Annotated in this window: 14 protein-coding genes and 1 riboswitch; of the genes, 4 read left to right on the top strand and 10 right to left on the bottom strand. The window is 70.3% G+C overall.

Features of this window, described 5'->3' with window-relative positions; genetic code table 11:
* Together RBS12_RS20025 and RBS12_RS20020 are read right to left on the bottom strand one after the other, a co-directional pair.
* Window positions 1-1,391 (bottom strand): DUF222 domain-containing protein (locus RBS12_RS20025; RefSeq protein WP_307967929.1); only part of this gene is annotated, 1,391 nt, incomplete at its 3' end.
* Window positions 1,392-1,596: 205 nt separating this feature from the next.
* Window positions 1,597-2,634: an AraC family transcriptional regulator gene (locus tag RBS12_RS20020; RefSeq protein ID WP_307967928.1), complete on the bottom strand. Its 1,038-nt coding sequence runs from the start codon at window positions 2,632-2,634 to the stop codon at window positions 1,597-1,599.
* 171 nt (window positions 2,635-2,805) lie between these two features.
* On the opposite strand from RBS12_RS20020, the gene RBS12_RS20015 reads away from it, so the two are divergent.
* From RBS12_RS20015 to RBS12_RS20000, 4 genes are all read left to right on the top strand, one after another.
* Entirely contained in the window at window positions 2,806-3,621 is an 816-nt protein-coding gene (locus RBS12_RS20015) for an SDR family oxidoreductase (protein ID WP_307967927.1), read from the top strand.
* A 169-nt stretch (window positions 3,622-3,790) separates the two neighbouring features.
* Window positions 3,791-5,038 carry a styrene monooxygenase/indole monooxygenase family protein gene (locus tag RBS12_RS20010; protein ID WP_307967926.1) on the top strand — a complete coding sequence of 416 codons (1,248 nt, stop codon included), beginning with the start codon at window positions 3,791-3,793 and terminating at the stop codon, window positions 5,036-5,038.
* Between the two features lie 19 nt (window positions 5,039-5,057).
* Window positions 5,058-6,815 (top strand): flavin reductase, encoded by a 1,758-nt coding sequence (locus RBS12_RS20005; protein WP_307967925.1) that lies wholly within the window; start codon window positions 5,058-5,060, stop codon window positions 6,813-6,815.
* Window positions 6,812-8,506 carry an NAD(P)/FAD-dependent oxidoreductase gene (locus RBS12_RS20000; RefSeq protein WP_307967924.1) on the top strand — a complete coding sequence of 565 codons (1,695 nt, stop codon included), beginning with the start codon at window positions 6,812-6,814 and terminating at the stop codon, window positions 8,504-8,506. The genes RBS12_RS20005 and RBS12_RS20000 overlap by 4 nt, the downstream gene beginning before the upstream one ends.
* A gap of 224 nt (window positions 8,507-8,730) precedes the next feature.
* Here the strand turns inward: RBS12_RS20000 and RBS12_RS19995 are convergent, their stop codons facing one another.
* From RBS12_RS19995 to RBS12_RS19960, 8 genes are all read right to left on the bottom strand, one after another.
* On the bottom strand, window positions 8,731-10,383 hold the full coding sequence (locus tag RBS12_RS19995; protein WP_307967923.1) for a threonine/serine exporter family protein: 1,653 nt from the start codon (window positions 10,381-10,383) through the stop codon (window positions 8,731-8,733).
* A gap of 31 nt (window positions 10,384-10,414) precedes the next feature.
* Window positions 10,415-11,515: a peptidoglycan bridge formation glycyltransferase FemA/FemB family protein gene (locus RBS12_RS19990; protein WP_307967922.1), complete on the bottom strand. Its 1,101-nt coding sequence runs from the start codon at window positions 11,513-11,515 to the stop codon at window positions 10,415-10,417.
* Window positions 11,516-11,562: 47 nt separating this feature from the next.
* Entirely contained in the window at window positions 11,563-13,026 is a 1,464-nt protein-coding gene (locus RBS12_RS19985) for an L-serine ammonia-lyase (protein WP_307967921.1), read from the bottom strand.
* Window positions 13,027-13,105: 79 nt separating this feature from the next.
* Complete coding sequence (glyA, locus tag RBS12_RS19980; RefSeq protein WP_307967920.1) at window positions 13,106-14,443, bottom strand: serine hydroxymethyltransferase; 1,338 nt, start codon at window positions 14,441-14,443, stop codon at window positions 13,106-13,108.
* The gene (gene gcvH, locus RBS12_RS19975) at window positions 14,440-14,820 is read right to left on the bottom strand and encodes a glycine cleavage system protein GcvH (RefSeq protein WP_307967930.1); all 381 of its coding nucleotides are present in this window, start codon (window positions 14,818-14,820) and stop codon (window positions 14,440-14,442) included. The genes glyA and gcvH overlap by 4 nt, the downstream gene beginning before the upstream one ends.
* Before the next feature lie 122 nt (window positions 14,821-14,942).
* Entirely contained in the window at window positions 14,943-16,103 is a 1,161-nt protein-coding gene (gcvT, locus tag RBS12_RS19970) for a glycine cleavage system aminomethyltransferase GcvT (protein WP_307967919.1), read from the bottom strand.
* Between the two features lie 6 nt (window positions 16,104-16,109).
* Window positions 16,110-19,055, bottom strand: coding sequence for an aminomethyl-transferring glycine dehydrogenase (gcvP, locus tag RBS12_RS19965; RefSeq protein WP_307967918.1), 2,946 nt, complete (start codon window positions 19,053-19,055; stop codon window positions 16,110-16,112).
* 104 nt (window positions 19,056-19,159) lie between these two features.
* A riboswitch (glycine riboswitch) is annotated at window positions 19,160-19,258 on the bottom strand.
* A gap of 322 nt (window positions 19,259-19,580) precedes the next feature.
* Window positions 19,581-20,804, bottom strand: coding sequence for an IS481 family transposase (locus tag RBS12_RS19960; protein ID WP_307966782.1), 1,224 nt, complete (start codon window positions 20,802-20,804; stop codon window positions 19,581-19,583).
* Between the last annotated feature and the right edge of the window lie 156 nt (window positions 20,805-20,960).

Raw genomic sequence — 20,960 nt, 5'->3', positions numbered from 1 at the left:
GCGCCGCCGTCGGACCATTCCCGGGTGTGGTCAGCTTCCGTCGCGGCCGCCGGCTTGTCGCAGCCGGGGAACCGGCAGGTCCGGTCGCGGGCCCCGAGGAAGCGGCGCATCGCGGGGGTGGGCGTGTAGCGCCGCCTGCCGAGGGCGAGCGGCGTGCCGGTGCCCGGCTCGACGTAGAGCCGGGACCACGTCGCGGCCTCGGCGGCGAGGAGCCTGACCGCGTCGGCGTCGATCGGCCCGTAGCCGACAATCTCCCCCGGGGCGTCCTCCCCCGGTGCGTCCTCCCCCGGTGTGTCCTCCCCCGGCGCGTCCTCCCCCGGTGGGGCGGCCCCACGTGCGAGGGTGCGGGCCGGGACGGTGACGATCAGCTCGGTGCGCACCCCTCCGAGCGGGGAATGGCCGTGGCCGGTGAGGAGGTCCGCGAGGGCGTCGGCCCGCAGCTGGTTGACTGTGCGCTCCTCCTCGGGGCTCTGCAGGGACCGGGCGATGGCCTGCAGCCGGGTGTCGATCGCGGCCCCGACCTCGAGCGGCAGGTAGGCGCTCAGCCAGCACATCCCGTCCTGGTCCGGCTCGAGCTCGACCCGCCGGTGGGCGCCCGCCCGCTCCTTCCGGACCTCCAGCGGCTCCTCGGCGTGCTTCTCGGCCAGGCGGCGCAAGCGGCGCCTGAGTGCCCCCTGGGTGGGAATGGCCTCCGGGTCGGGCGGGCTGGCGATGGCCACCGCCTCGGAGGCGAACAATTCGAGCCGTTCCACGGGGACGGGCACGGCGGCGTCCAGGATCGCGGCGGCACGCCGGCGGGGCAGGGCACCGGACAACATGCCCTCGAGCACCGGCGCCCAGGGGCGGTTCGTGATGGTGAGGGCCTCGGCGACGGCGGCGGAGGCCGTGCGCTGGGAGATCCGCAGGGCCGCGGCCAGCTCCGACGCGGCCACGGCGGGGGCGTCCAGCCGGTGGGCAGGGTTCTCCGAGGACCCTCCCACGGCGGCGGCGAGCGCTGCGAGGGTGATCGCCTTGCGCGCCTCGAGCCGCGCCTGCGCCGCATCGATGCGCTCCAGCTCCGCGACGAGCTCCTCGGCCCGTTCGGCCCGCGCCCGAGCCATGAGCGCCCTCGCCGGAAGCGCCGCCTCCCACAGGGCCTCGATCTCGCAGGCCTCGGCGCCCAGCCCGTCGAAGGCCTCGAAGACCGACGGGTCCACGGCTGGGGGCACCACGACCCGCGCCACGGCGTCCCCATAGAAGTCCCACCCCGCCGAACCCAGCGAGTCCCCGCCCCACGGGTCCGCGCCCCACGGCTCCGCGCCCCAAGGGTCCGCGCGCGACGGATCCGCGCATACCCGCTCCCAGCCCCCGGTGTCCCCGTGGGCTGGGCTCAGGACCTCCTCAACGACCATGGAATCAGTCTCCCCGAGGGGTCCGACAAACTAAGCGTCCCGTCCGGGATCAGGCCTGCGGCATCCACTCTGGCCAAACACGGCCCACGGAAGTCTTCGATTCCGCGCGCCCCGAACGGATTCCCGAAGCCGCGCGATCACAAGGCAGCTATTCAGCGTCTCAGCAACGTCCCCGTCCAGCTGATTCGACGCGCAGTTCGCCTGCCTAGCCCCGCAGCGTCGCCGACGGCAGTTCGCCGAAGGCCGCATAGTAGGCCTGGGCGAAGCGACCCAAATGCGCGAATCCGCAATCCTGCGCAATCATCGTGACGCTCTGCTCGTTCGGCTCGCATTCCTGCAGCATCCTGCGAGCTCGCAGAAGCCGTGACGTCCGGAGGAGCGCCATCGGCGTGGACCCCGTCTCGGCCGAGACGGCGGCCTGGAGCGTACGGAGCGGCACCCCGAGGGCCTCGGCGAGTTCCGACGCCATGACGTCCTCGGCCGAATGCCGTTCGAGCAGCTCGGTGAAGCGCTTGACGAGCCGTGCGGTCGCGACATTCGACGACGAAGCGCCGACCGCCGTCGTCCCGTTCCCGCTGTCCCATTGGCCAAGGGCGAGTGAAATATTGTTCGGGACCGCAAGCAGCCAGCGGTGCAGCACGGCTTCCTCGAGAAGTTTCAGTGCGTAGGGCGCGGCCGCAGAATCGGCACTGTTGAGCGCATCGTGGAACTCGAAGGCGGCCCGGAGGAGGGCCTGCCCGGCCGGGCTCTTGAGGTCCAACGAATGGCCGAGTCGGAGCCCGGCGCTCACGTCGGTGCCGAACAGCCTCCGCGCAGCCTCCTCCATGGCCGGGAGCGACGCGTACAGGATCAGCTGCGGCGTTCCCGCCTCCCACACCATGGAGAAGTCGCGGTCGATCGGCGGAAGGGTCGCGAGGCGCGCATCGGACTTGATGATTTCGTTCCCGCAGTCCATCGTCGCCCTGCCCTGGAGAGGCATCTGCACGAGGAAGAAGTCCTCAAGGGCGCGTGGGCTGATACGTACGTCGGCCCCGTAGTCGAGCAGGTGCACACCGACGTTCGCGGTGGTCGCGGATCGGAGCGTGAGATCCACCCGCCCGCCGGGGTCGAGCGGCGTGAGGCGATGGGCGCAGAACAGCTCTTCGATCGTCTTCTGCGCCTCGTCGGCGTCGACGGTGGCGAGGGTCGATCGCCGGTCCAGCACCTGGTCCGGACGGGGCAGCCGGAGCGTAGGGGAAAGCATGGACGGCCTCCAAGCGTGCTGCCACTTGCGCGAATCGGCCAGTCTGCGCGAATCGGCCGGCCTGCGCGAATCGGACAGCCCCTGCGTGGTTCGGATAGAGCGCCTGACTGCGCGCACGTAGCGTCGTGACTAGGCCAAGTATGGCACAGATCACATGGCAGGAAGGTTGAGATGGGAACTCTGGAAGGCCGCGTAGCCCTCGTCACCGGCGGGTCCACGCTGGTGGGTCGTGGCGTCGTCGACGCTCTCGTCGCGGAGGGGTCGCGGGTCGTGATTGCCGACATCGACGCAGAAGGCGGCGCCGAGGCCGCGCTCCATCCGTCGGTTGAATTCCGTCTCACCGACATCACGGACGACGGCGCCGTGGCGGCGCTCGCTGAAGCCCTCCGGCGGGATTACGGACGCCTCGACATTCTCGTGAACCTCGCGTGCTCGTATCTGGACAACGGCGCGAACTCTGATCGGGCAGACTGGCTCGGCTCACTGAACGTCAACATCGTCAGCGCCGTCATGATGGCGCGTGCGGTGCGAGGCCTCCTCGCGGAATCGGGCCACGGCTCGATCGTCAACTTCACGTCCATCTCGAGTTCCGTGGCCCAGACCGGCCGCTGGCTCTACCCCGCGAGCAAGGCCGCCCTCGTGCAGATCACGCGGAGCATGGCCGCCGACTTCGCCGCCGACGGCATCCGGGTCAACTCGGTCAGCCCCGGCTGGACGTGGTCCAAAGTCATGGACACCCTCAGCGGTGGCGACGCCGCCCACGTCGACGCAGTCGCGGCCCCGTTCCACCTGCTCGGCCGCGTTGGCCGCCCGAGCGAGGTCGGCGCCGTCGTCGCCTTCCTGGCCTCGGATGCCGCGTCCGTCGTCACTGGTGCCGATTGGGCGGCCGACGGCGGGTACTCGGCCCTCGGCCCGGAACGCAACGAACCCGCGATCCCCCTCCTCGTCAAAGATGCGGCGCAGGCCGTTCCCGCAGAAGGGAGGTGAGTCCCTTGATGTCCCGTCGTCTCGCACACCAGCATTGGGTGGAGTACCGCGAGCGCGAAGCCGCCGCTTCCTCCGCACAAGAATCACAGAAGCCCACGAGTCGCTAAAACCCACGCCCGCTAAACTCCACGAGCCTCACACCACGACCCAACGACCACGAGGATTCCCCATGGCACAACGCTCCATCACCATCGTCGGCGCCGGCCAGTCCGGCCTCCAGCTGGGCGTCGGTCTGCTCGACGCTGGCTATCACGTCCGGATCGTCAGCAATCGCACCCCCGAGGAGATTGCCGGCGGGCGCGTCTCCTCGAGCCAATGCATGTTCGGGCAGGCCCTGGCCCACGAAGCACAGCTCGGTCTCGACCTCTGGCCGGACGCACCCGCCGTCGACGGGATCGGCTTCACCGTGGCCCCGGCGGAAGCGCCCGGGGTGAAGGCGATCGACTGGGCCCACCGACTCGACCGGCCTGCCCAGTCGATCGATCAGCGGGTGAAGTTCCCCGCGTTCATGGAGGCCTTCGTCCGGCGCGGCGGGGAGCTCGTGTTCGAGGACGCGGGCGTCGAGGAGCTCGAGCGCTACACGCAGGAGAGCGAGCTCGTGCTCGTGGCTGCTGGAAAGGGCGAGATCGCGCGGCTCTTCGAGCGCGATGCCGAACGCAGCACGTACGAGGCGCCCCAGCGCGCGCTCGCCCTCACCTACGTGAACGGCATGCGCCCGCGGGACGAATACCCCGCCGTCACCTTCAATCTCATCCCCGGAATCGGCGAATACTTCACCTTCCCCGCGCTCACCGTCTCGGGGCCGTGCGACATCATGGTCTTTGAGGGCATCCCCGGCGGACCGATGGACTCGTGGCAGGGCCTCACGCCCGAGCAGCACCTCGGAAACTCCCTCGACATCCTCAACGCCTACCTGCCGTGGGAGGCCGAACGCAGCTCGGGCGTCAGACTGACCGACGAGCTCGGCGTCCTCCAGGGACGCTTTGCGCCGACCATCCGCCGCCCGGTCGCCACGCTCCCCTCCGGCCGGACGGTGCTCGGGATGGCCGACGTCGTCGTCCTCAACGACCCGATCACGGGGCAGGGCTCGAACAACGCCTCGAAGTGCGCGGCGTCGTACCTGAATTCGATCGTCGCTCACGGGGATCTGCCCTTTACCCGCGAGTTCCAGCAGTCCGTGTTCGAGCGCTATTGGGATTACGCCCAATTCGTCGCGGGCTGGACGAATGCCCTGCTCGCGCCTCCGCCCGAGCATGTTCTCAATCTCCTCGGAGCCGCAGGCAGCTTCCCGGACATTGCCCGCCGCTTCGTCAACGGCTTCGACTTCCCGCCGGACTTCTACGAGTGGTTCATGGACCCCGATTCCGCGGCCCGGTATCTGAACAGCCTTCAGAGCGCCGCCCTGCCCCACGCGTGAACAAGAAAGAAAAACGCCAATGCGCAGCATCACCATCGTCGGGGCCGGCGAGGCCGGCGCCCAGACCGCCCTCGCGCTCCAGGAGCTCGGCTACGCCGTGACCCTCATCTCCGATCGCTCGGCCGAGCAGATCCGCACCGGTTCCATTACCTCGAGCCAATGCGTCTTCTCCGGCGCCCTCGACGTCCAGCGCGAGGTGCGAGTCGATGCGGCCCAGCGCGGCGCCGTCGGCATCGGAGCCCTTGAGCTCAGCGTAGCCGGTGCCTCGGGGCGCGACCCGATCGCGTGGACCGCGCCGCTCGACCGGCCAGCCCTCTCGATCGACCAGCGCGTCAAGTGCGCCCAATGGATCGAAGACTTCGTGGCCCTTGGCGGCGACTTCCGGATCGAGAAGGTCTCGGTCCGGATGCTCGAGGACTATGCCACCCGCAGCGACCTCGTCCTCGTGTGCACGGGCAAGGGCGAACTGGGGCAGATCTTCGCCCGAGACCGCAAGCGCTCGAGCTTCGACAGGCCCCAGCGGGTCACCGCCGTCGCCTATGTGCGTCCCGCCGCTGGCGAGGGCAATACGGACAACGGCGGCACGGACTCGCGGGGCACAGGCACCTTGCGCATGTCCCTCGTCCCAGGCGTCGGCGAATTCTTCACCTTCCCGGGTCTGACGGTCTCGGGGCCGTGCCAGATGATGGTGTTCGAGGGCGTACCCGGTGGTCCTATGGACGTTTGGGATGCTGTGCAGACGCCCGAAGAGCATCTCGCCGTGACAAAGCGGCTCCTCAAAGAGCACTTCCCGCACGAGGCCGAGGCATTCGCGGACGCCGAGCTGACCGACGAAGGCGCGGTCCTCCGCGGCCGCCTGACCCCCACAGTCCGCGAGGCGGTCGGCAGCCTCCCCAACGGTGCGGCGGTGCTGGGACTCGCGGACGCCGTCGTCCTCAACGACCCGCTCACGGGGCAGGGATCCAACAACGCGACCCTCGCCGCGCACTACACCGCCGACTCGATTCGGCGCCGCGGCGACCAGCCCTTCGACCAGGCCTGGATGCGGGAGACCTTCGACGAATTCTGGCGCGGCTGGGCGCAGTGGTCCACCAGCTGGACGACGTCCCTGCTCCGCCCGCTCCGCGGATTCCAACTCGACCTGCTCGCGGCCGCTCAGGATCATCCAGTGCTCGCGTCGTCCATCGCGAACGGCTTCGACGATCCGCGAACGATGTTTCCGTGGTGGCGGGACGAGGACGAGGCTCGCGCCATGCTCGACTGGGCGTCGCATCAGGAACGCAACGGGTTCGACACCCGCGACTTCCGGTCGGCGCTCGGGCAGTTCGCAACAGGCGTCACGGTCGTCACGACGCGCTCGGCGGACGGCTCGCGCGTCGGGATGACGGCGAACTCCTTCACCTCGGTCTCCATGGAACCGCCCCTCGTGCTGTGGTGCCCCAGCAAGCGGGCACCGAGCCTGGCCGACTTCGAGGCCTCGACACATTTCGCCATCAACATCCTCGCCTCCGATCAGCACGTCCTCTCGCGCCAGTTCGCCACCCCGGCCGACGACAAGTTCGCCGGCGTCCGCTGCGAGGACGGCGTCTCGGGAGTGCCGCTCATCGACGGCGCCGTCGCGACCTTCCAATGCCGCACCGTGGCCCGCCACGACGCGGGCGACCACGTGGTCTACATCGGCCAGGTCGAGGAATACGCCAACAACGGCGGCGAGCCGCTCGTCTTCCACGCCGGAAGCTACCACGCGACCGTGCGGCACCCGGAGTTCGCGAAATGACCGCCGACTACGTCGTCATCGGCGCCGGGATCAACGGTCTGGTCGCGGCAGCCCGACTGGCGGGGGCGGGGCACTCCGTCACCCTGATCGAGGCCCGGGATCGGCTGGGCGGCTTCGTGGACTCGAGCGAGCTCACAGTGCCGGGCTTCGTCCACGACACCTTCTCGTCCTGGCATCCCCTGTTCGTGGCCGGTGCCGCCTACGCGGACCTCGGTGCGGACCTGCATCGGCACGGGCTCACCTACCGCAACACTGAGGACGCAGGCCTCGACGCGGTCACCGCGAGCATCGACTATTCCCCCGAGGGGGAAGAGCGGGCGGTGATCGCCTACCGGGATCCCGAACGGACGACGGCGGCCTTCCGCGAGCCTGCTGACCGGGCAGCCTATGCGCGGATGCTCGAGGAGCTCGGCGAGCGCTCGGGGACGATCTTCGGCGCGCTCGGTTCCGAACTCCGGTCTGCGAAGTCGTTCAAGCTGCTGCTCTCGGCCCTCCGACCCGGACTCGAGGCCGCGGAGCAGTTCGCGCGCGACAGCCTCATGAGCGGGCGCAACTTCACGGGCCAGCGCTTCACCGGCTGGGAAGCCGACCAGCTGTGGACGCCCTGGCTCCTGCACGCCGGCCTGGGCCCCGACCATGCGACGGGCGGCGCGATGCTGCCCCTCATGGCGCTCACGATGCACCGCTTCGGCCTCCCGGTCGTGGAGGGCGGCGCGGGCCGGTTCGTCGCGGCCTTCGCGGGCCTTCTCGCCGAACGGGGCGTTCGCGTGGAGTTGGGGTGTCCTGTGGAGGGGATCGAGGTGGCCGCGGGCCGAGCCGTAGCCGTCGAAACCGCCCATGGGAGGTTCGAGGCTCGTCGGGGCATCCTCGCCTCGACCTCGCCCCAGGCCCTCTACACGTCTCTCCTGCCCGCCGACGTCGTCCCTGCCAGGGTGCGCGATCAGGCCGTCTCCCACCGGCCGGGGCGGGCCGCGATGCAGATCCACGTGGCCCTCGACTCCCCGCCGGCGTGGAGCGACGCGCGGCTCGCCGAGGTTCCGCTGGTGCACATCTCGAACGGCTCGGGCCGCACGGGGATTGCCTGCGCCGAAGCGGAGGCGGGCCTCCTGCCCGCCTCGCCCACCGTCGTCGTCGGCCAGCAGTGCCTCCTGGACCCGTCCCGGGCACCGGAGGGCAAGGCGACGCTCTGGCTTCAGCTGCAGGAGCTTCCGTTCCATCCGCGCGGCGACGCGGCCGGCGAGCTCGACGTGAGCCGCGGGTGGACCGAGGAGCTCGCCCACGGATACGCCCAGCGCGTCCTCGGCAGGGTCGAGGACTTCGCGCCCGGGCTGCGCTCGTCGGTTGTGGGGATGACGGTCATCTCCCCCACCGACCTGCTCGCGGCGAACTGCAACGCCGTTGGCGGCGATCCCTACGGCGGCTCGGCCGAGCTGTACCAGAATCTTCTGTGGCGGCCTTTCCCCGCCGGGGCAGGGCACCGCGCAGGGCCCGAGGGCCTGTGGCTCATCGGCGCCGCAAGCCACCCCGGCCCCGGACTCGGCGGTGGTTCGGGCTACCTTGTGACCGAGCGGATCCTCGCGGACGGAAGACGGCGCCTCCCGGCCCGCCGCCGGATTCCCACCGTCGCCGGGGCCCATCCGGCGGCGTGGGGCGCCGATGTCGGGGAGGACGGCGGGCTCCGAGCCTCGTGAGCCCGGCCTGGCCGGGGTTGCCGGGCCTGGCCGGGGTTGCCGGGCCTGACCGGGGTTGCCGGGCCTGGCCGGGGTTGCCGGGCCTGACCGGGGTTGCCGGGCCTGGCCCGGGGTTGCCGGGCCTGACCGGGGTTGCCGGGAAGACGCCGTGCGGCGGATAAGACGTCCTGAGTGCGTCTTATCCGCCGCAAGGCGTCTCTCCCCGAGCGAATTATGCGAACGGGTCACCGGCGCACGTTGCGTCGCCGCCGCTCGACCGCCGCGCCGCCGCGCGTGAACGGCCGCGCGAGATTGTCCCCGAGCACGATCCCGGCCGCGGCGCCGAGAATGATCGCCATCGCGGTGAGCATCCCGCCCGCGCCCTGGGTGATCTGCGCGGCGTCGAGCGTCGCGACGTACATCGAGCGGAAGATCGTGAGGCCTGGCAGGAGGATGAGCGCCGCGGGCACCGCGACGACGAGCTGGGGCGCTCCCATGCGCAGCGCGACGATCCGGGCGAGGAAGCCGATGACGACGGCGCTCGCGGCCGGCGCGATCCGGTCGCCGACGCCGACGAGCTGGACGCCTGTGAGGGCGAGATAGCCGGCGACGCCGACGAGCGCCGTGGGCACCACGAGCCGGCGCGCCGTCTGCTCGGTCACCGCGATCGCGGCGATGGAGAAGCCGATGAGCAGGACCTGGGCCCAATACGGGTACGCGGCCGGATAGGTCTGGGTCACGTCGATCCGCGCGACGCCGAGGAGCTCGCCCGCGAGGAACGCGACCGCGATGCCCGCGACGAGCGCCGCGAACGTCAGGAACGCCGAGAGGTATCGACCGGCTGCGGTGACGGGAAAGCCGTTGATCGCGTCCTGGGTCGCCGAGACGAGGCGCTGCGTCGGCAGGAGCGGGAGAATCCCTCCGACAACGACGATCGCGGGCGCAATCGGCACCGACGCCCAGTACACGAGCAGCGCGCTGAGCGTGACGAGAAAGGCGCCCGCAAGGGTCGAGAAGAAGTCCGGTACCCGCCATCCCCCGAGGATCCGGAAGACGAGGGACACCGCGAAGTTGCTCAGGAACGCGATGAGCGACGCCATGAGCCCACCGCCGAGCACCCCCACGAAGAGGGCCGCGAAGAGCGAGTACGCGGTGGTGACCGCCCATTTCGGGAACGGCTTGGCGCGCTTCGTGATCCCCTGGAGGCGCCGCATGGCCTCGTCCCGACCCACCCCGCCCGTGGCGATCTCGCTCACGAGCCGATGCACGAGGACGAGCCCCGCGTAGTTGCTCGTCCACGAACGGACGACGCGCAGGAGCGTGATGGGCGTCTGGTCGCGCGGCGCGTAGTTGATCGAGACGGACTGGTTCGTGATGTCGACCTCGACGTGCTTGAGGCCGAGGGCGGCCGTCACAGCGATCATCGAGGCCTCGACCTCGAGCGCACCCGCGCCGTAGCGGAACATCGTCTCGGCGAGCAGGAGGGCGAAGTCGAGGATCCGGCGGTCCGACTCGTCCACGCCGCCCACCTGAATGGTGGGGTTCGCGTAGGGGCTCCCGGCGAGCCGGTCGACGATCGAGAGCGGCGCCGTCGGCGGGTTCTCGGCCGTGACGAGCCGCCGCAGGATGCGGAAGGCGGCGGCGTTCGCGCGCGCCTGAGCGGGCGTGACGGGGCCGCCCGCCGTGCCAGCCTCGGCGGCGCGGACGGCCTCGGCGGGAAGCGGGAGGGTCGGCTGGGTGTCGGGCCCGCCGAGCGTGCGGGGCTCGTCGGGGCCCGCGGACGACGGCGGGACAGGCGACGGCGTGCCGGCAGGCGTGCCCGACGACGGCGGGGCGCCGCCCGCCGTCGTCCGCTCGTCGTCGCGCTCGGGGACCTTTGCGGATCCCGGCTCGCTCATCGCCAGTCTCCTTACGCTCGCCGCGGGTGGATCAGTAGAACTGCTGGCCTGTGCGCCGCGTGTGCAGCTGCCGGGCGACCCGCTCCCCCGCCGTCGTCCACGCGGTGTAGCGCGCCGCATCGATCGGGTAGTCCCACACGCCGACGAAGTCGGTCACGGTCTTGGAGAACGACGTCTTGAAGAGGCCAAGCCCATGGAACGGGTGGGACGTGTCCTTGAGCTGGTCGGCGGGCGGGGTGCCGCAGAAGTCGTACTCGGTGCAGCCGAGGTCCTTCATGTCCTGGATCGCCGTCCACTGGACGAGATGCGAGTCGCCGTACTGGCCGCGCTTCTGGAGCGAGCCGCCGTCCTTGTACGTGCCCTTGCGGCCGTAGTTGATCACGAATGCCCCAACGGAGGGCCGCCCGTTCTCGTAGACGAAGTACAGGCGTCCCTGGCCACGGGACGTGAACTCGGTCCAGAACTGGCGGTAGTACTCGAAGCTGCGGACCTGCGCGCCGTTGCGGGACTTGGTGTTGAGCGTGCCGGTCATGAGCGAGTGCATCGTGCGGTAGTTCTCGAGCGTCGGCTCCGCCTCCTCGACCTCGACGCCCTCGCGCTGCGCGCGCCGCACCGCGTTGCGCCCGCGCGAATGCAGATTGCGCAGGAGCTGGTTCGGCTCGGGGCTGATGTCGAGGAGCGCGGTCGAATCGTTCGGCTGGAGGTTGAACGACTTCACAAGGCCGGCGCCACCCAGGACGGCGCGGGCCTCGTCGGAATCGACGATGTCCGGCTCGATTTTGACGGCGAACACGCGGAGCTTCTCGCGGGCCGCGAACTCCTTGACGGCCTCGAGGGCCGGCGGGATGTCCTCGACCGAGGCCACGTCGGGCCCCTTGATGAGGTACCAGAGGCGCCCGAGCATGGGGAACGACTTCTCGAGCACGAGGTTGTAGCTGCTTGTCCCGTCCGCTTCCAGCACAAGGTAGCGGATGTCCCAGCCGAAGTTTCGCTTGACGGCCGCGAACGCCGCGGATTGGAGCAGATTCCCGCCGTTCGGATTCGCGGTGACGTGCTCGTCCCAGTGCTCGATCTCTTCCGGGGTAGCGAAGCGGGCACGGAACCGGGCAGTGAATCGCGTGGAGCTGCTCAAGAGGGCTGCATCCCTTCGGTCAGGGTCGGGGGCCTAGCCCAGTTTAGTCAGCACTCGACGACGTTGACGGCGAGGCCGCCCATCGCGGTCTCCTTGTACTTGCTGCTCATGTCCTTGCCGGTCTCGCGCATCGTCACAATGACCTCGTCGAGGGAGACGCGGTGGGAGCCGTCGCCCCACAGCGCCATCTTGGCGGCGTTGATGGCCTTCGCCGCGGCGATCGCGTTGCGCTCGATGCACGGCACCTGCACGAGCCCGCCAATGGGATCGCACGTGAGGCCGAGGTTGTGCTCCATCGCAATCTCGGCCGCGTTCTCGACCTGCCCCGGCGTCCCGCCCATGACCTCGGCGAGGCCCGCCGCAGCCATGGACGACGCCGACCCGACCTCTCCCTGGCAGCCCACCTCGGCGCCGGAGATCGAGGCCTGCTCCTTGTAGAGCACCCCCACGGCACCGGCCGCGAGCAGGAACTTCACGACGACGTCGTCCTTGTCCCTCTGCGTCGCGCTGTCCATGCCGGGCGCGTAGTTGAGCGCGTAGTACAGGACGGCAGGGATGATCCCGGCCGCGCCGTTCGTGGGCGCCGTCACGACGCGCCCGCCCGAGGCGTTCTCCTCGTTGACGGCGAGCGCGATGAGGTTGACCCATTCCTGCCAGTATTTCGGGTCGCGGTCCTTGTCCTCCTTGAGGAGGCGCTCGTGCCAGTCCGGCGCACGACGGCGGACCTTGAGTCCGCCGGGCAGGAGCCCCTCGCGCTTGAGGCTGGTTTCGACGCAGGCCTCCATGACACGCCAGATGTGCAGGAGCCCCTCGCGGATCTCGTCCTCGGTGCGCGAGGCCTTCTCGTTGATGAGCATGATGTCGCTGATCGAAAGGCCCTTCGAGGCGCAGCGGCCCAGGAGCTCGGCCGCCGTGCGGAACGGGAGCGGGAGCTCCTTCTTGGACTCGTCGAGCTCCTGCTGGGCGGCCGCCTCCTCGCCCTCGCGGACGATGAAGCCGCCGCCGACGGAGAAGAAGGTCGCTTCGTGCAGAAGGGGCGACCCGACGAGGGTGCCTGCCCCTCTCAGGCCGGCACCGGCGTCGTCCGCTTCTGCCTCGCTCGGCTCGGGCGAGCCGAAGACCTGGAACTTCATGCCGTTCGTGTGCCGCGGCAGGACGGTGAGCGGGTGCAGGACCATGTCGTCGACCCCGTACTCGAGCTCGCGCGCGCCCGCGAGGTTGAGCCGCCCCGTCTCGGCGATCGAGGCCAAGCGCTCCTCGACCTGTTCGGGAAGGATCTCCTCGGGCTCGAAGCCTTCAAGCCCGAGAAGGACCGCTGTGAACGTCCCGTGGCCGCGACCCGTCGCGGCGAGCGAACCATAGAGGTCCACGCGCAGCTCCGCGACGGTATCGACGAGGCCCCGCTCGCGCAGCTCGCGCGCGAAGACCGCGCCAGCCCGCATCGGGCCCACGGTGTGGGAGCTCGACGGGCCGATGCCCACCGAGAACAGTTCGAAGACGCCGACGGCCATGCCGGATTCCTTCCCTAGTCAATTATCGTCCGCGTGCCCCACTCGGGCGCCTGCCCGTGCGGGGCACGCGGACATGGCGCTACGCGAGGTTCGCGACCCCGGGGTAGAGCGGGTGGGCCGCGGCGAGGGCGTCGACGCGGTCCTTGAGCGGGGCGAGATCGTCGTCGGGGCCCGCGATAAGGGCCTCGGCAATGACGTCGGCAACCTCGCGGAACGCCGCCTCGCCGAAGCCGCGCGTCGCGAGCGCCGGGGTGCCGATCCGCAGGCCCGAGGTGACCATGGGCGGGCGGGGGTCGAACGGGACGGCGTTGCGGTTGACGGTGATGTCGATCGCCGCGAGGCGGTCCTCGGCCTGCTGGCCGTCGAGGTCCGCGTTGCGCAGGTCGACGAGCACGAGGTGCACATCCGTGCCGCCCGAGACGACGCCGATGCCCTTGGCCTTGACGTCCTCGGCCGTGAGCCGCTCGGCGATGATCTTGGCGCCCGCGAGGACGCGCTCCATCCGCTCGCGGAACTCGGGCGAGGCCGCGATCTTGAACGCGATCGCCTTGCCCGCGATCACGTGCTCGAGCGGGCCGCCCTGCTGGCCCGGGAACACGGCCGAGTTGATCTTCTTGGCGATGTCGGCGTCGTTCGTGAGGATGATGCCGCCGCGCGGTCCCGCGAGGGTCTTGTGCGTCGTCGACGTCGTGACGTGGGCGTGCGGGACCGGGCTCGCGTGCAGGCCCGCGGCGACGAGGCCCGCGAAGTGGGCCATGTCAACCATGAGATACGCGCCGACCTCGTCCGCGATGCGGCGGAACTCGGCGAAGTCGAGCTCGCGGGCGTACGCGGACCAGCCCGCGACGATGAGCTGCGGTCGGTGCTCGAGCGCGAGCCGCTCGACCTCGGCCATGTCGATCCGGTGGTCGTCCTCGCGGACCTGGTACGGGATGACGTTGTAGAGCTTGCCGGAGAAGTTGATCTTCATGCCGTGCGTGAGGTGGCCGCCGTGGGCGAGGTTGAGGCCCATGATGGTGTCGCCCGGCTTGAGGAGCGCGTGCATGACGGAGGCGTTCGCCTGCGCCCCTGAATGCGGCTGCACATTGGCGAACTCGGCGCCGAAGAGCGCCTTGACGCGCTCGATCGCGAGCCGCTCGATGACGTCGACGTGCTCGCAGCCGCCGTAGTAGCGGCGGCCCGGGTAGCCCTCGGCGTACTTGTTCGTGAGCACCGAGCCCTGGGCCTGCATGACGGCGAACGCCGTGTGGTTCTCCGACGCGATCATCTCGAGGCCGCCGCGCTGGCGCGCAAGCTCGGCGTCGATGCTCGCGGCGATCTCCGGGTCGAGCTCGGCGATGTCCGCGTCGAGGGACGCGGAGCGGACCTGCTCGAACTTGGCTGCCTGCTGGGGCTGAGCCGCAGCTCCGCCGCTCACAGCTCGCCGCCGTTCTTCGACGCGTACTCCTCCGCGGAGAGCAGGGGGCCCTCAGCCGAGACTTCGACCGTGAAGAGCCACCCGGCCCCGTACGGGTCCTCGTTGACGAGCGCGGGGTTGTCGATGGCCTCCTGGTTGACCTCGACGACGGTGCCGGTCACGGGGGCATACAGGTCGGAGACGCTCTTCGTCGACTCGATCTCGCCGCACGTCGCGCCGGCGGTGACCTCGGTGCCGACCTCGGGCAGGTCGAGGTAGACGACGTCGCCGAGCGCGTCCGCCGCGACGGCGGAGACGCCGACCCGCGCGGGGCTCTGCGCGACGTCGAGCCACTCGTGCTCCTCCGAGTAGCGGAGGCCATTCTGGACCTTGCTCATGTGGTTCCTCTCAGTCATGCGGCAACTGTGCCGCAGGCTTCGGTGTGGGGTGGGCTCAGGCGGGTTCACGTTGCGCCGTCAGCTTCTGCGGGTCGAGACCCGCGGGAGCTGACGGCGCAACGCTACTTCTGGCGCTTGTAGAACGGGAGTGCTACAACCTCGAACGGCTCGGCCTTGCCGCGGAGGTCGACGTCGAGCTGGGTGCCCGGTTCGGAGAGTTCGACGGCGACATACGCGAGCGCGACCGGGTAGCCGAGCGTCGGGCTCGGCTGGCCCGAGGTCACCTCGCCGACCCGCTGGCCGTCCTTGAGGACCGGATAGTGCGAGCGCCCGGCGCGTCGCCCGAGCCCGCGAAGCCCGACGAGGCGCTGGCCGCTCGTGGTGCCGGCGCCGTCGTCCTTCTTTGCCTGCAGCGCGGCGCGGCCCACGAAGTCGCCTTCCTTGGACTTGAGGGCGACGACGCCACCGAGGCCCGCCTCGAAGGGCGTCACCTCGCGTGAAAGCTCATTGCCGTAGAGCGGCATGCCGGCCTCGAGGCGCAGCGAGTCGCGCGAGGCAAGGCCGCACGGCACGAGCTCGCGGCCCTCCCCCGCCGCGCGGATGGCCGCCCAGAGCTCGGCCGCGCGCTCGTTCGGGACGAAGAGCTCGAAGCCGTCCTCGCCCGTGTAGCCCGTGCGTGCTAGGAGGACCGGGATTCCGGCCGCTTCGACCCCGACGGCGGCGTAGTACTTGAGCTCCGTGACGGCCTCGGCCTGCCCGGCGGGAACGAGCGCGAGCACGATGTCCTGCGCGTTCGGGCCCTGCACGGCGATGAGCGAGGTCTCGGCGCTTGCGTCGCGCAGGGTCACTCCCTCGCCGCCGCCCGCGGCAATGAACAGAGCGCGGCGCGCCTCGAACTCGGCCGCGACGGTCGGGGCGTTGCCCGCGTTGGGGACCACGAGGTACTCGTCCTCGGCGACGCGGTACACGATGAGGTCGTCGATGATGCCGCCGTCCTCGGCGCAGATGAGCGAGTACTTGGCCTTCCCGACGGCGATCGCCGACAGCTTGCCGACGAGCGCGTAGTCGAGGAGCGCACCCGCGTCTGGGCCGGTAACCCAGACCTCGCCCATGTGCGAAAGGTCGAAGAGGCCCGCCGTCTCGCGGACGGCGCGATGCTCGGCGAGCTCCGAACCGTACTTGAGCGGCATCTGCCAGCCGCCGAAGTCGGTGAAGCTCGCGCCGAGGGCAGCGTGCTGGTCGTAGAGGGCCGTGCGCTTCTCGGTTGAAATACCAGTCGTCATGACGTCTCAGTTCTCTTCGAAGGCTGCAGTGTTGTCCTCGAACGCCTCGAGGGGAGGGCACGCGCACACGAGGTGGCGGTCGCCCGCCGCCCCGTCGATGCGGCCCACGGGGGCGAAGTACTTGTCCTGGCTCGGGGTCTTCCCGGGGAACGCGCCCTGCTCGCGCGTATACGGGCGATCCCACTCGCTGCTCACGACCGCGGCGGCCGTGTGCGGCGCACGGCGCAGTGGAGAGTCGACGACGGCGAAGTCGCCGTGCGCGACCTGGTCGATCTCGCCGCGGATCGCGATCATCGCGTCGATGAACCGCTCGATCTCGCCGAGGTCCTCCGACTCCGTCGGCTCGACCATGAGCGTGCCCGCAACCGGGAACGCAAGGGTCGGCGCGTGGAAGCCGTAGTCGATGAGGCGCTTCGCGACGTCCTCGGCGGTCACGCCGGTCTTGGCCGTGAGCTCGCGGAGGTCGAGGATGCACTCGTGCGCGACGAGCCCGCCCTCGCCCGTGTAGAGGACCGGGAAGTGCGCGTCGAGGCGCTTCGCGATGTAGTTCGCGGCAAGAAGCGCGGACTTCGTCGCCTCGGTCAGGCCAGCGCCGCCCATGAGCTTGACGTACGCCCACGAGATCGGCAGAACACCGGCCGAGCCGAAGCGAGAGGCGGACACGGGAAGCGCGGGGTCCTCGCCGCCGTCGTCCGTTCGGCCGGTCCAGTGCGCGGCGTCCCCCGGCATGAACGGCGCGAGGTGCGCGCGGGCCGCGACCGGGCCCACGCCCGGGCCGCCGCCGCCGTGCGGGATGCAGAACGTCTTGTGCAGGTTGAGGTGGGAGACGTCGCCGCCGAACTTGCCCGGCTGCGCGAGGCCCACGAGCGCGTTCATGTTCGCGCCGTCGATGTAGACCTGGCCGCCCGCGGCGTGGACCGCGTCGCACACCTCGCGGACGTCGGCGTCGTACACGCCGTGCGTGGACGGGTAGGTGATCATGATGGCCGCGACCCGGCCCGCGTTCGCCTCGATCTTCGCGGCGAGGTCGGCGTGGTCGATCGTGCCGTCCGCCGCCGTCGCGACGACGACGACCTTCATGCCCGCGAGCACGGCCGAGGCCGCGTTCGTGCCATGCGCCGACGCCGGGATGAGGCACACGTCGCGCTGGCCCTCGCCGCGCGAGTGGTGGTAGCCGCGGATCGCGAGCAGGCCCGCGAGCTCGCCCTGCGAGCCGGCGTTCGGCTGGATGGAGACCTGGTCGTAGCCCGTGATCGTCGCGAGGTCCGCCTCGAGGCCCGCGATGAGCTCGCGCCAACCCTCGGTCTGCGCGTCCGGCGCGAACGGGTGGATGCCCGCGAACTCGGGCCACGTGATGGCCTCCATCTCGACCGCCGCGTTGAGCTTCATGGTGCACGAACCGAGCGGGATCATCGTCCGGTCGAGCGCGAGGTCGCGGTCCGAGAGGCGGCGCAGGTAGCGCATGAGCTGGGTCTCGGAGCGGTGCGTGTGGAAGACCGGGTGCTGGAGGTAGAGGCTCGTGCGGTGGGTCGCGGCGTCGAGCGCGAACTGCGCGCCTCCGGCGATGTCGGCGCCGTCGCCTGCGGGGCCCACGCCGAAGATATTCGCGACGACGCGCACGACCTCCGGCGTCGTCGTCTCGTCGCACGAGATGCCGACGGTGTCCGCGTCGACGAGGCGGACGTTGACACCCTTCGCCTCGGCGGCCGCGACGAGCGCGACGGCACGGCCCGGAACGCGGGCCGTGACGGTGTCGAAGAAGCTGCGGTGCGCGATCTCGACGCCAGCGGACTCGAGCGCCGTGGCGAGCGTGCGGGCGTGGCGGTGGGTGCGCTCGGCGATCGCCTTGAGGCCCTCGGGGCCGTGGTACACCGCGTACATCGAGGCGACGATGGCGAGGAGCGCCTGCGCCGTGCAGATGTTCGAGGTGGCCTTCTCGCGGCGGATGTGCTGCTCGCGGGTCTGGAGGGCCAGGCGGTAGGCGGGGCGGCCGGCGTCGTCCTTCGAAACGCCCACGAGGCGACCCGGGAGCTGGCGCTCGAGGCCCTTGTGCACCGACATGAAGGCCGCGTGCGGGCCCCCGTAGAAGAGCGGGACGCCGAAGCGCTGGGCGGAGCCGACGGCGATGTCGGCGCCCTGCTCGCCAGGGGACTTGATGAGGGTCAGCGCGAGGAGGTCAGCGGCAACCGTGACCATCGCGCCGCGCTCCTTCGCCGCGGCGATGAGCCCGCTCGCGTCCGCGACAAGGCCAGAGGCGCCCGGCTGCTGGATGACGACGCCGTTGATCGGGCCCTCGGGGAGGCCCTGGGACAGATCCGCGACCTCGACCTCGAAGCCGAGCGCCCGGGCGCGGCCCGTGACGATCGCGATGGACTGCGGGAACAGCTCGGAGTCGAGGACCGTCCTGCCGGCCGCGGCTTCCTTGTTCTTGTTCGCCCGGCGCATGAGCAGCACCGCCTCCATGACCGCCGTCGCCTCGTCGAGCAGGGACGCGTTCGCGATCTCGAGGCCCGTGAGGTCCTCGACCGCGGTCTGGAAGTTGAGGAGTGCCTCGAGGCGACCCTGCGAGATCTCGGGCTGGTACGGCGTGTACGCCGTATACCAGGCGGGGTTTTCGACGATGTTGCGGCGGATGACGGCGGGCGTGACCGTGTCGTAGTAGCCCTGGCCGATCATCTGGACGCGCGGCTTGTTCTTGCCCGCGAGGCGGCGGAGTTCCGCGAGGACCTCGGTCTCGCTCAGCGCGGGGCCGAGGGTCAGCGGCGAGGACTGCTTGATGGCATCGGGAACCGCGGTAGCGGCAAGCGCGTCGGCGCTGTCATAGCCAACGGCGTTGAGCATGTGCTTGATGTCCTCGTCGCGACGGGCACCGATGTGCCGATCGACGAAGGCTGCGGGAACTGCGTGGTCCGTCACGGGGGAACTCCAATACTCTGGCCGCGGGTGCGGCATGGATTGCGCTCCTCCCCGCTCTGTATGGGACCTGAGAGATTCCGCCGGCCACGTGGCCGGCTTGCACCGTCGGTGAGCCCGCGAGGGCTGCTTTCCAGAGGCGCCTTGCCGCAGCGGTACAGGTGCCTGAGAGATTCCTGGGGAGGTGTTGCTCCTACGGCGCCTGCTTGCTCTTGCTCGCAGGACTCTCCCGCCGCAGATCAGAGGCATGTTCAGTTATGGCGCGCGGGGGTTCCGCACAGCCCAATTCTGCTATGCCGGCGGGCGCCTCGCAAACCGCGCACTCCCGTTGCGACACGGCCGTTGCGACATGGCCCCGCCGGTGCCGGATTCCCCTTCCGGATTCCCCAGGTTCCGGATTCCCCAGGTTCCGGATTCCCCATGTTCCAATCTCCCCATCGTCTGAGCGCAGCAGCCCCCGACTCGCCGGCCGATCGGGCAACACGCCCCGGGTTGAAGCTTGAAGCTGGGGTGGTCGGCGGGCGGAGGAGTGTGATGTCTCAGGACATGGGTGACGGTTCTGCCTCAGGACATCGGTGACGGTTCGTGTGTCAGGACATCGGTGACAGTTTCGTCGGTGCGGGGCCTTGTGCCGACGGGGCGGCCGTTGCTGACGTAGGTGATTCCTTTGGCCGGCCATAGGTGCTCGATCAGTAGCGTGCCCTGGTGGTCGAAGAACGCGATCCCTTCGGGATCCCAGACGATGTGGACTTGGAGTCCGGTCCTGGCGCTGCCGATCTGGAACTTCACGCCGCGGATCGTGATGCCGCCGTTGGCGGGCACGACGCGGGTGGCCGTCCCTTCCACTCCCGGGCGGATGCGTGTTGCCGCGGCGGCGCCGCGTCCCGGGACTGTGGGCTCGGGCGGTGCGGGCCTCGGCCTGGGCGGTTCGGCCTTCGGGGTCGCTTCCCAGGCCTGCAGGGGGGTGATCCTGCCGGGCAGGCCCTGATGCGGGCGCTGGGTGTTGTAGATGATGTCGAACGCGTCGACCTGTTCCTGGAGCTGGTCGATCGTCTCGGCGAGGGGCTGCTTGTCCAGCCAGCGGAAGAGGGTCTGGTGGAAGCGTTCGTTCTTGCCCTGGGTGGTGGGCTTGTTGGGCCTGCCCGTGATCGGCTCGACTCCGAGGGAGGTCACATAGATGACCAGCTGGCCGATCACGCCCCGGCGGATCGGGTTCAGCGCACTGCCGTTGTCGGTCAGGAGCCGCTGCGGCACCCCGTGGGCGGCTATCCCCTTCCTTGTCACGGCGATGGCCGCCTCCGCCGTCTCCGACCGGGCCACGTGCGATGAGACCGCGTAGCGGGAGTGGTCGTCGATGAGCTGGAAGATCACGCACTTGCGCCCGCCGGCGAGCACGTACTCCGTCGCGTCCAGCTGCCAGCACGCGTTCGGCGCCGGATACACGAACCGGCGGAACGCGGCCCGCGGCTTCTTCCTCGGCTCGGCCCGAGCGACCCCTGCCTGGCGGAACATGCGTGCCAGCGACGCCGGCGAGGGCACCGATGCCAGGCCCATGGAACGCATCTTCTCGTGCACGCTGATCGGACCGTGGTCCAGCCCGGAGCGCTCCAGCGCCGCCCGCACCCCGATGGCCTGCTGCCTCACATCGTCCGAGAGCCTGGCCGGGCTGTTCTTCGGGCGCCGCGACCTGGGCTCCAGCGCCGCGGCCGGCCCGTCCGCGGCGACCCGGGCGCGGATCGCATAGAACGTCTTCCGCGAGATCCCATGCTCGGCGCAGAACGTCGTCACCGCACCCCGAGGCGCGTTCTCCGGCCACTGAGAGATCGCGAGACGGATACGAGGATCGACAGTGGAGTTCTTCTTCACCAGCCCATCAGAGCGAAAGAAGTGTCACCACCAAGAACCCCGGAACCGTCACCGATGTCCTGAGGCAGAACTGTCACC

Source organism: Sinomonas sp. ASV322 (assembly GCF_030908245.1).
In the GTDB taxonomy this organism is placed as follows: domain Bacteria; phylum Actinomycetota; class Actinomycetes; order Actinomycetales; family Micrococcaceae; genus Sinomonas.
Note: the sequence above shows the minus strand (reverse complement) of the source record. Positions and strands in the feature narration are given on the sequence as shown.

Bases quoted from the DNA above. Each gene is read 5' to 3' on its own strand.
- RBS12_RS20020 (WP_307967928.1), bottom strand. From the start codon at position 2,634: ATGCTTTCCCCTACGCTCCGGCTGCCCCGTCCGGACCAGGTGCTGGAC.
- RBS12_RS20015 (WP_307967927.1), top strand. From the start codon at position 2,806: ATGGGAACTCTGGAAGGCCGCGTAGCCCTCGTCACCGGCGGGTCCACG.
- RBS12_RS20010 (WP_307967926.1), top strand. From the start codon at position 3,791: ATGGCACAACGCTCCATCACCATCGTCGGCGCCGGCCAGTCCGGCCTC.
- RBS12_RS20005 (WP_307967925.1), top strand. From the start codon at position 5,058: ATGCGCAGCATCACCATCGTCGGGGCCGGCGAGGCCGGCGCCCAGACC.
- RBS12_RS20000 (WP_307967924.1), top strand. From the start codon at position 6,812: ATGACCGCCGACTACGTCGTCATCGGCGCCGGGATCAACGGTCTGGTC.
- RBS12_RS19995 (WP_307967923.1), bottom strand. From the start codon at position 10,383: ATGAGCGAGCCGGGATCCGCAAAGGTCCCCGAGCGCGACGACGAGCGG.
- RBS12_RS19985 (WP_307967921.1), bottom strand. From the start codon at position 13,026: ATGGCCGTCGGCGTCTTCGAACTGTTCTCGGTGGGCATCGGCCCGTCG.
- gcvH (WP_307967930.1), bottom strand. From the start codon at position 14,820: ATGAGCAAGGTCCAGAATGGCCTCCGCTACTCGGAGGAGCACGAGTGG.
- gcvT (WP_307967919.1), bottom strand. From the start codon at position 16,103: ATGACGACTGGTATTTCAACCGAGAAGCGCACGGCCCTCTACGACCAG.
- gcvP (WP_307967918.1), bottom strand. From the start codon at position 19,055: ATGCCGCACCCGCGGCCAGAGTATTGGAGTTCCCCCGTGACGGACCAC.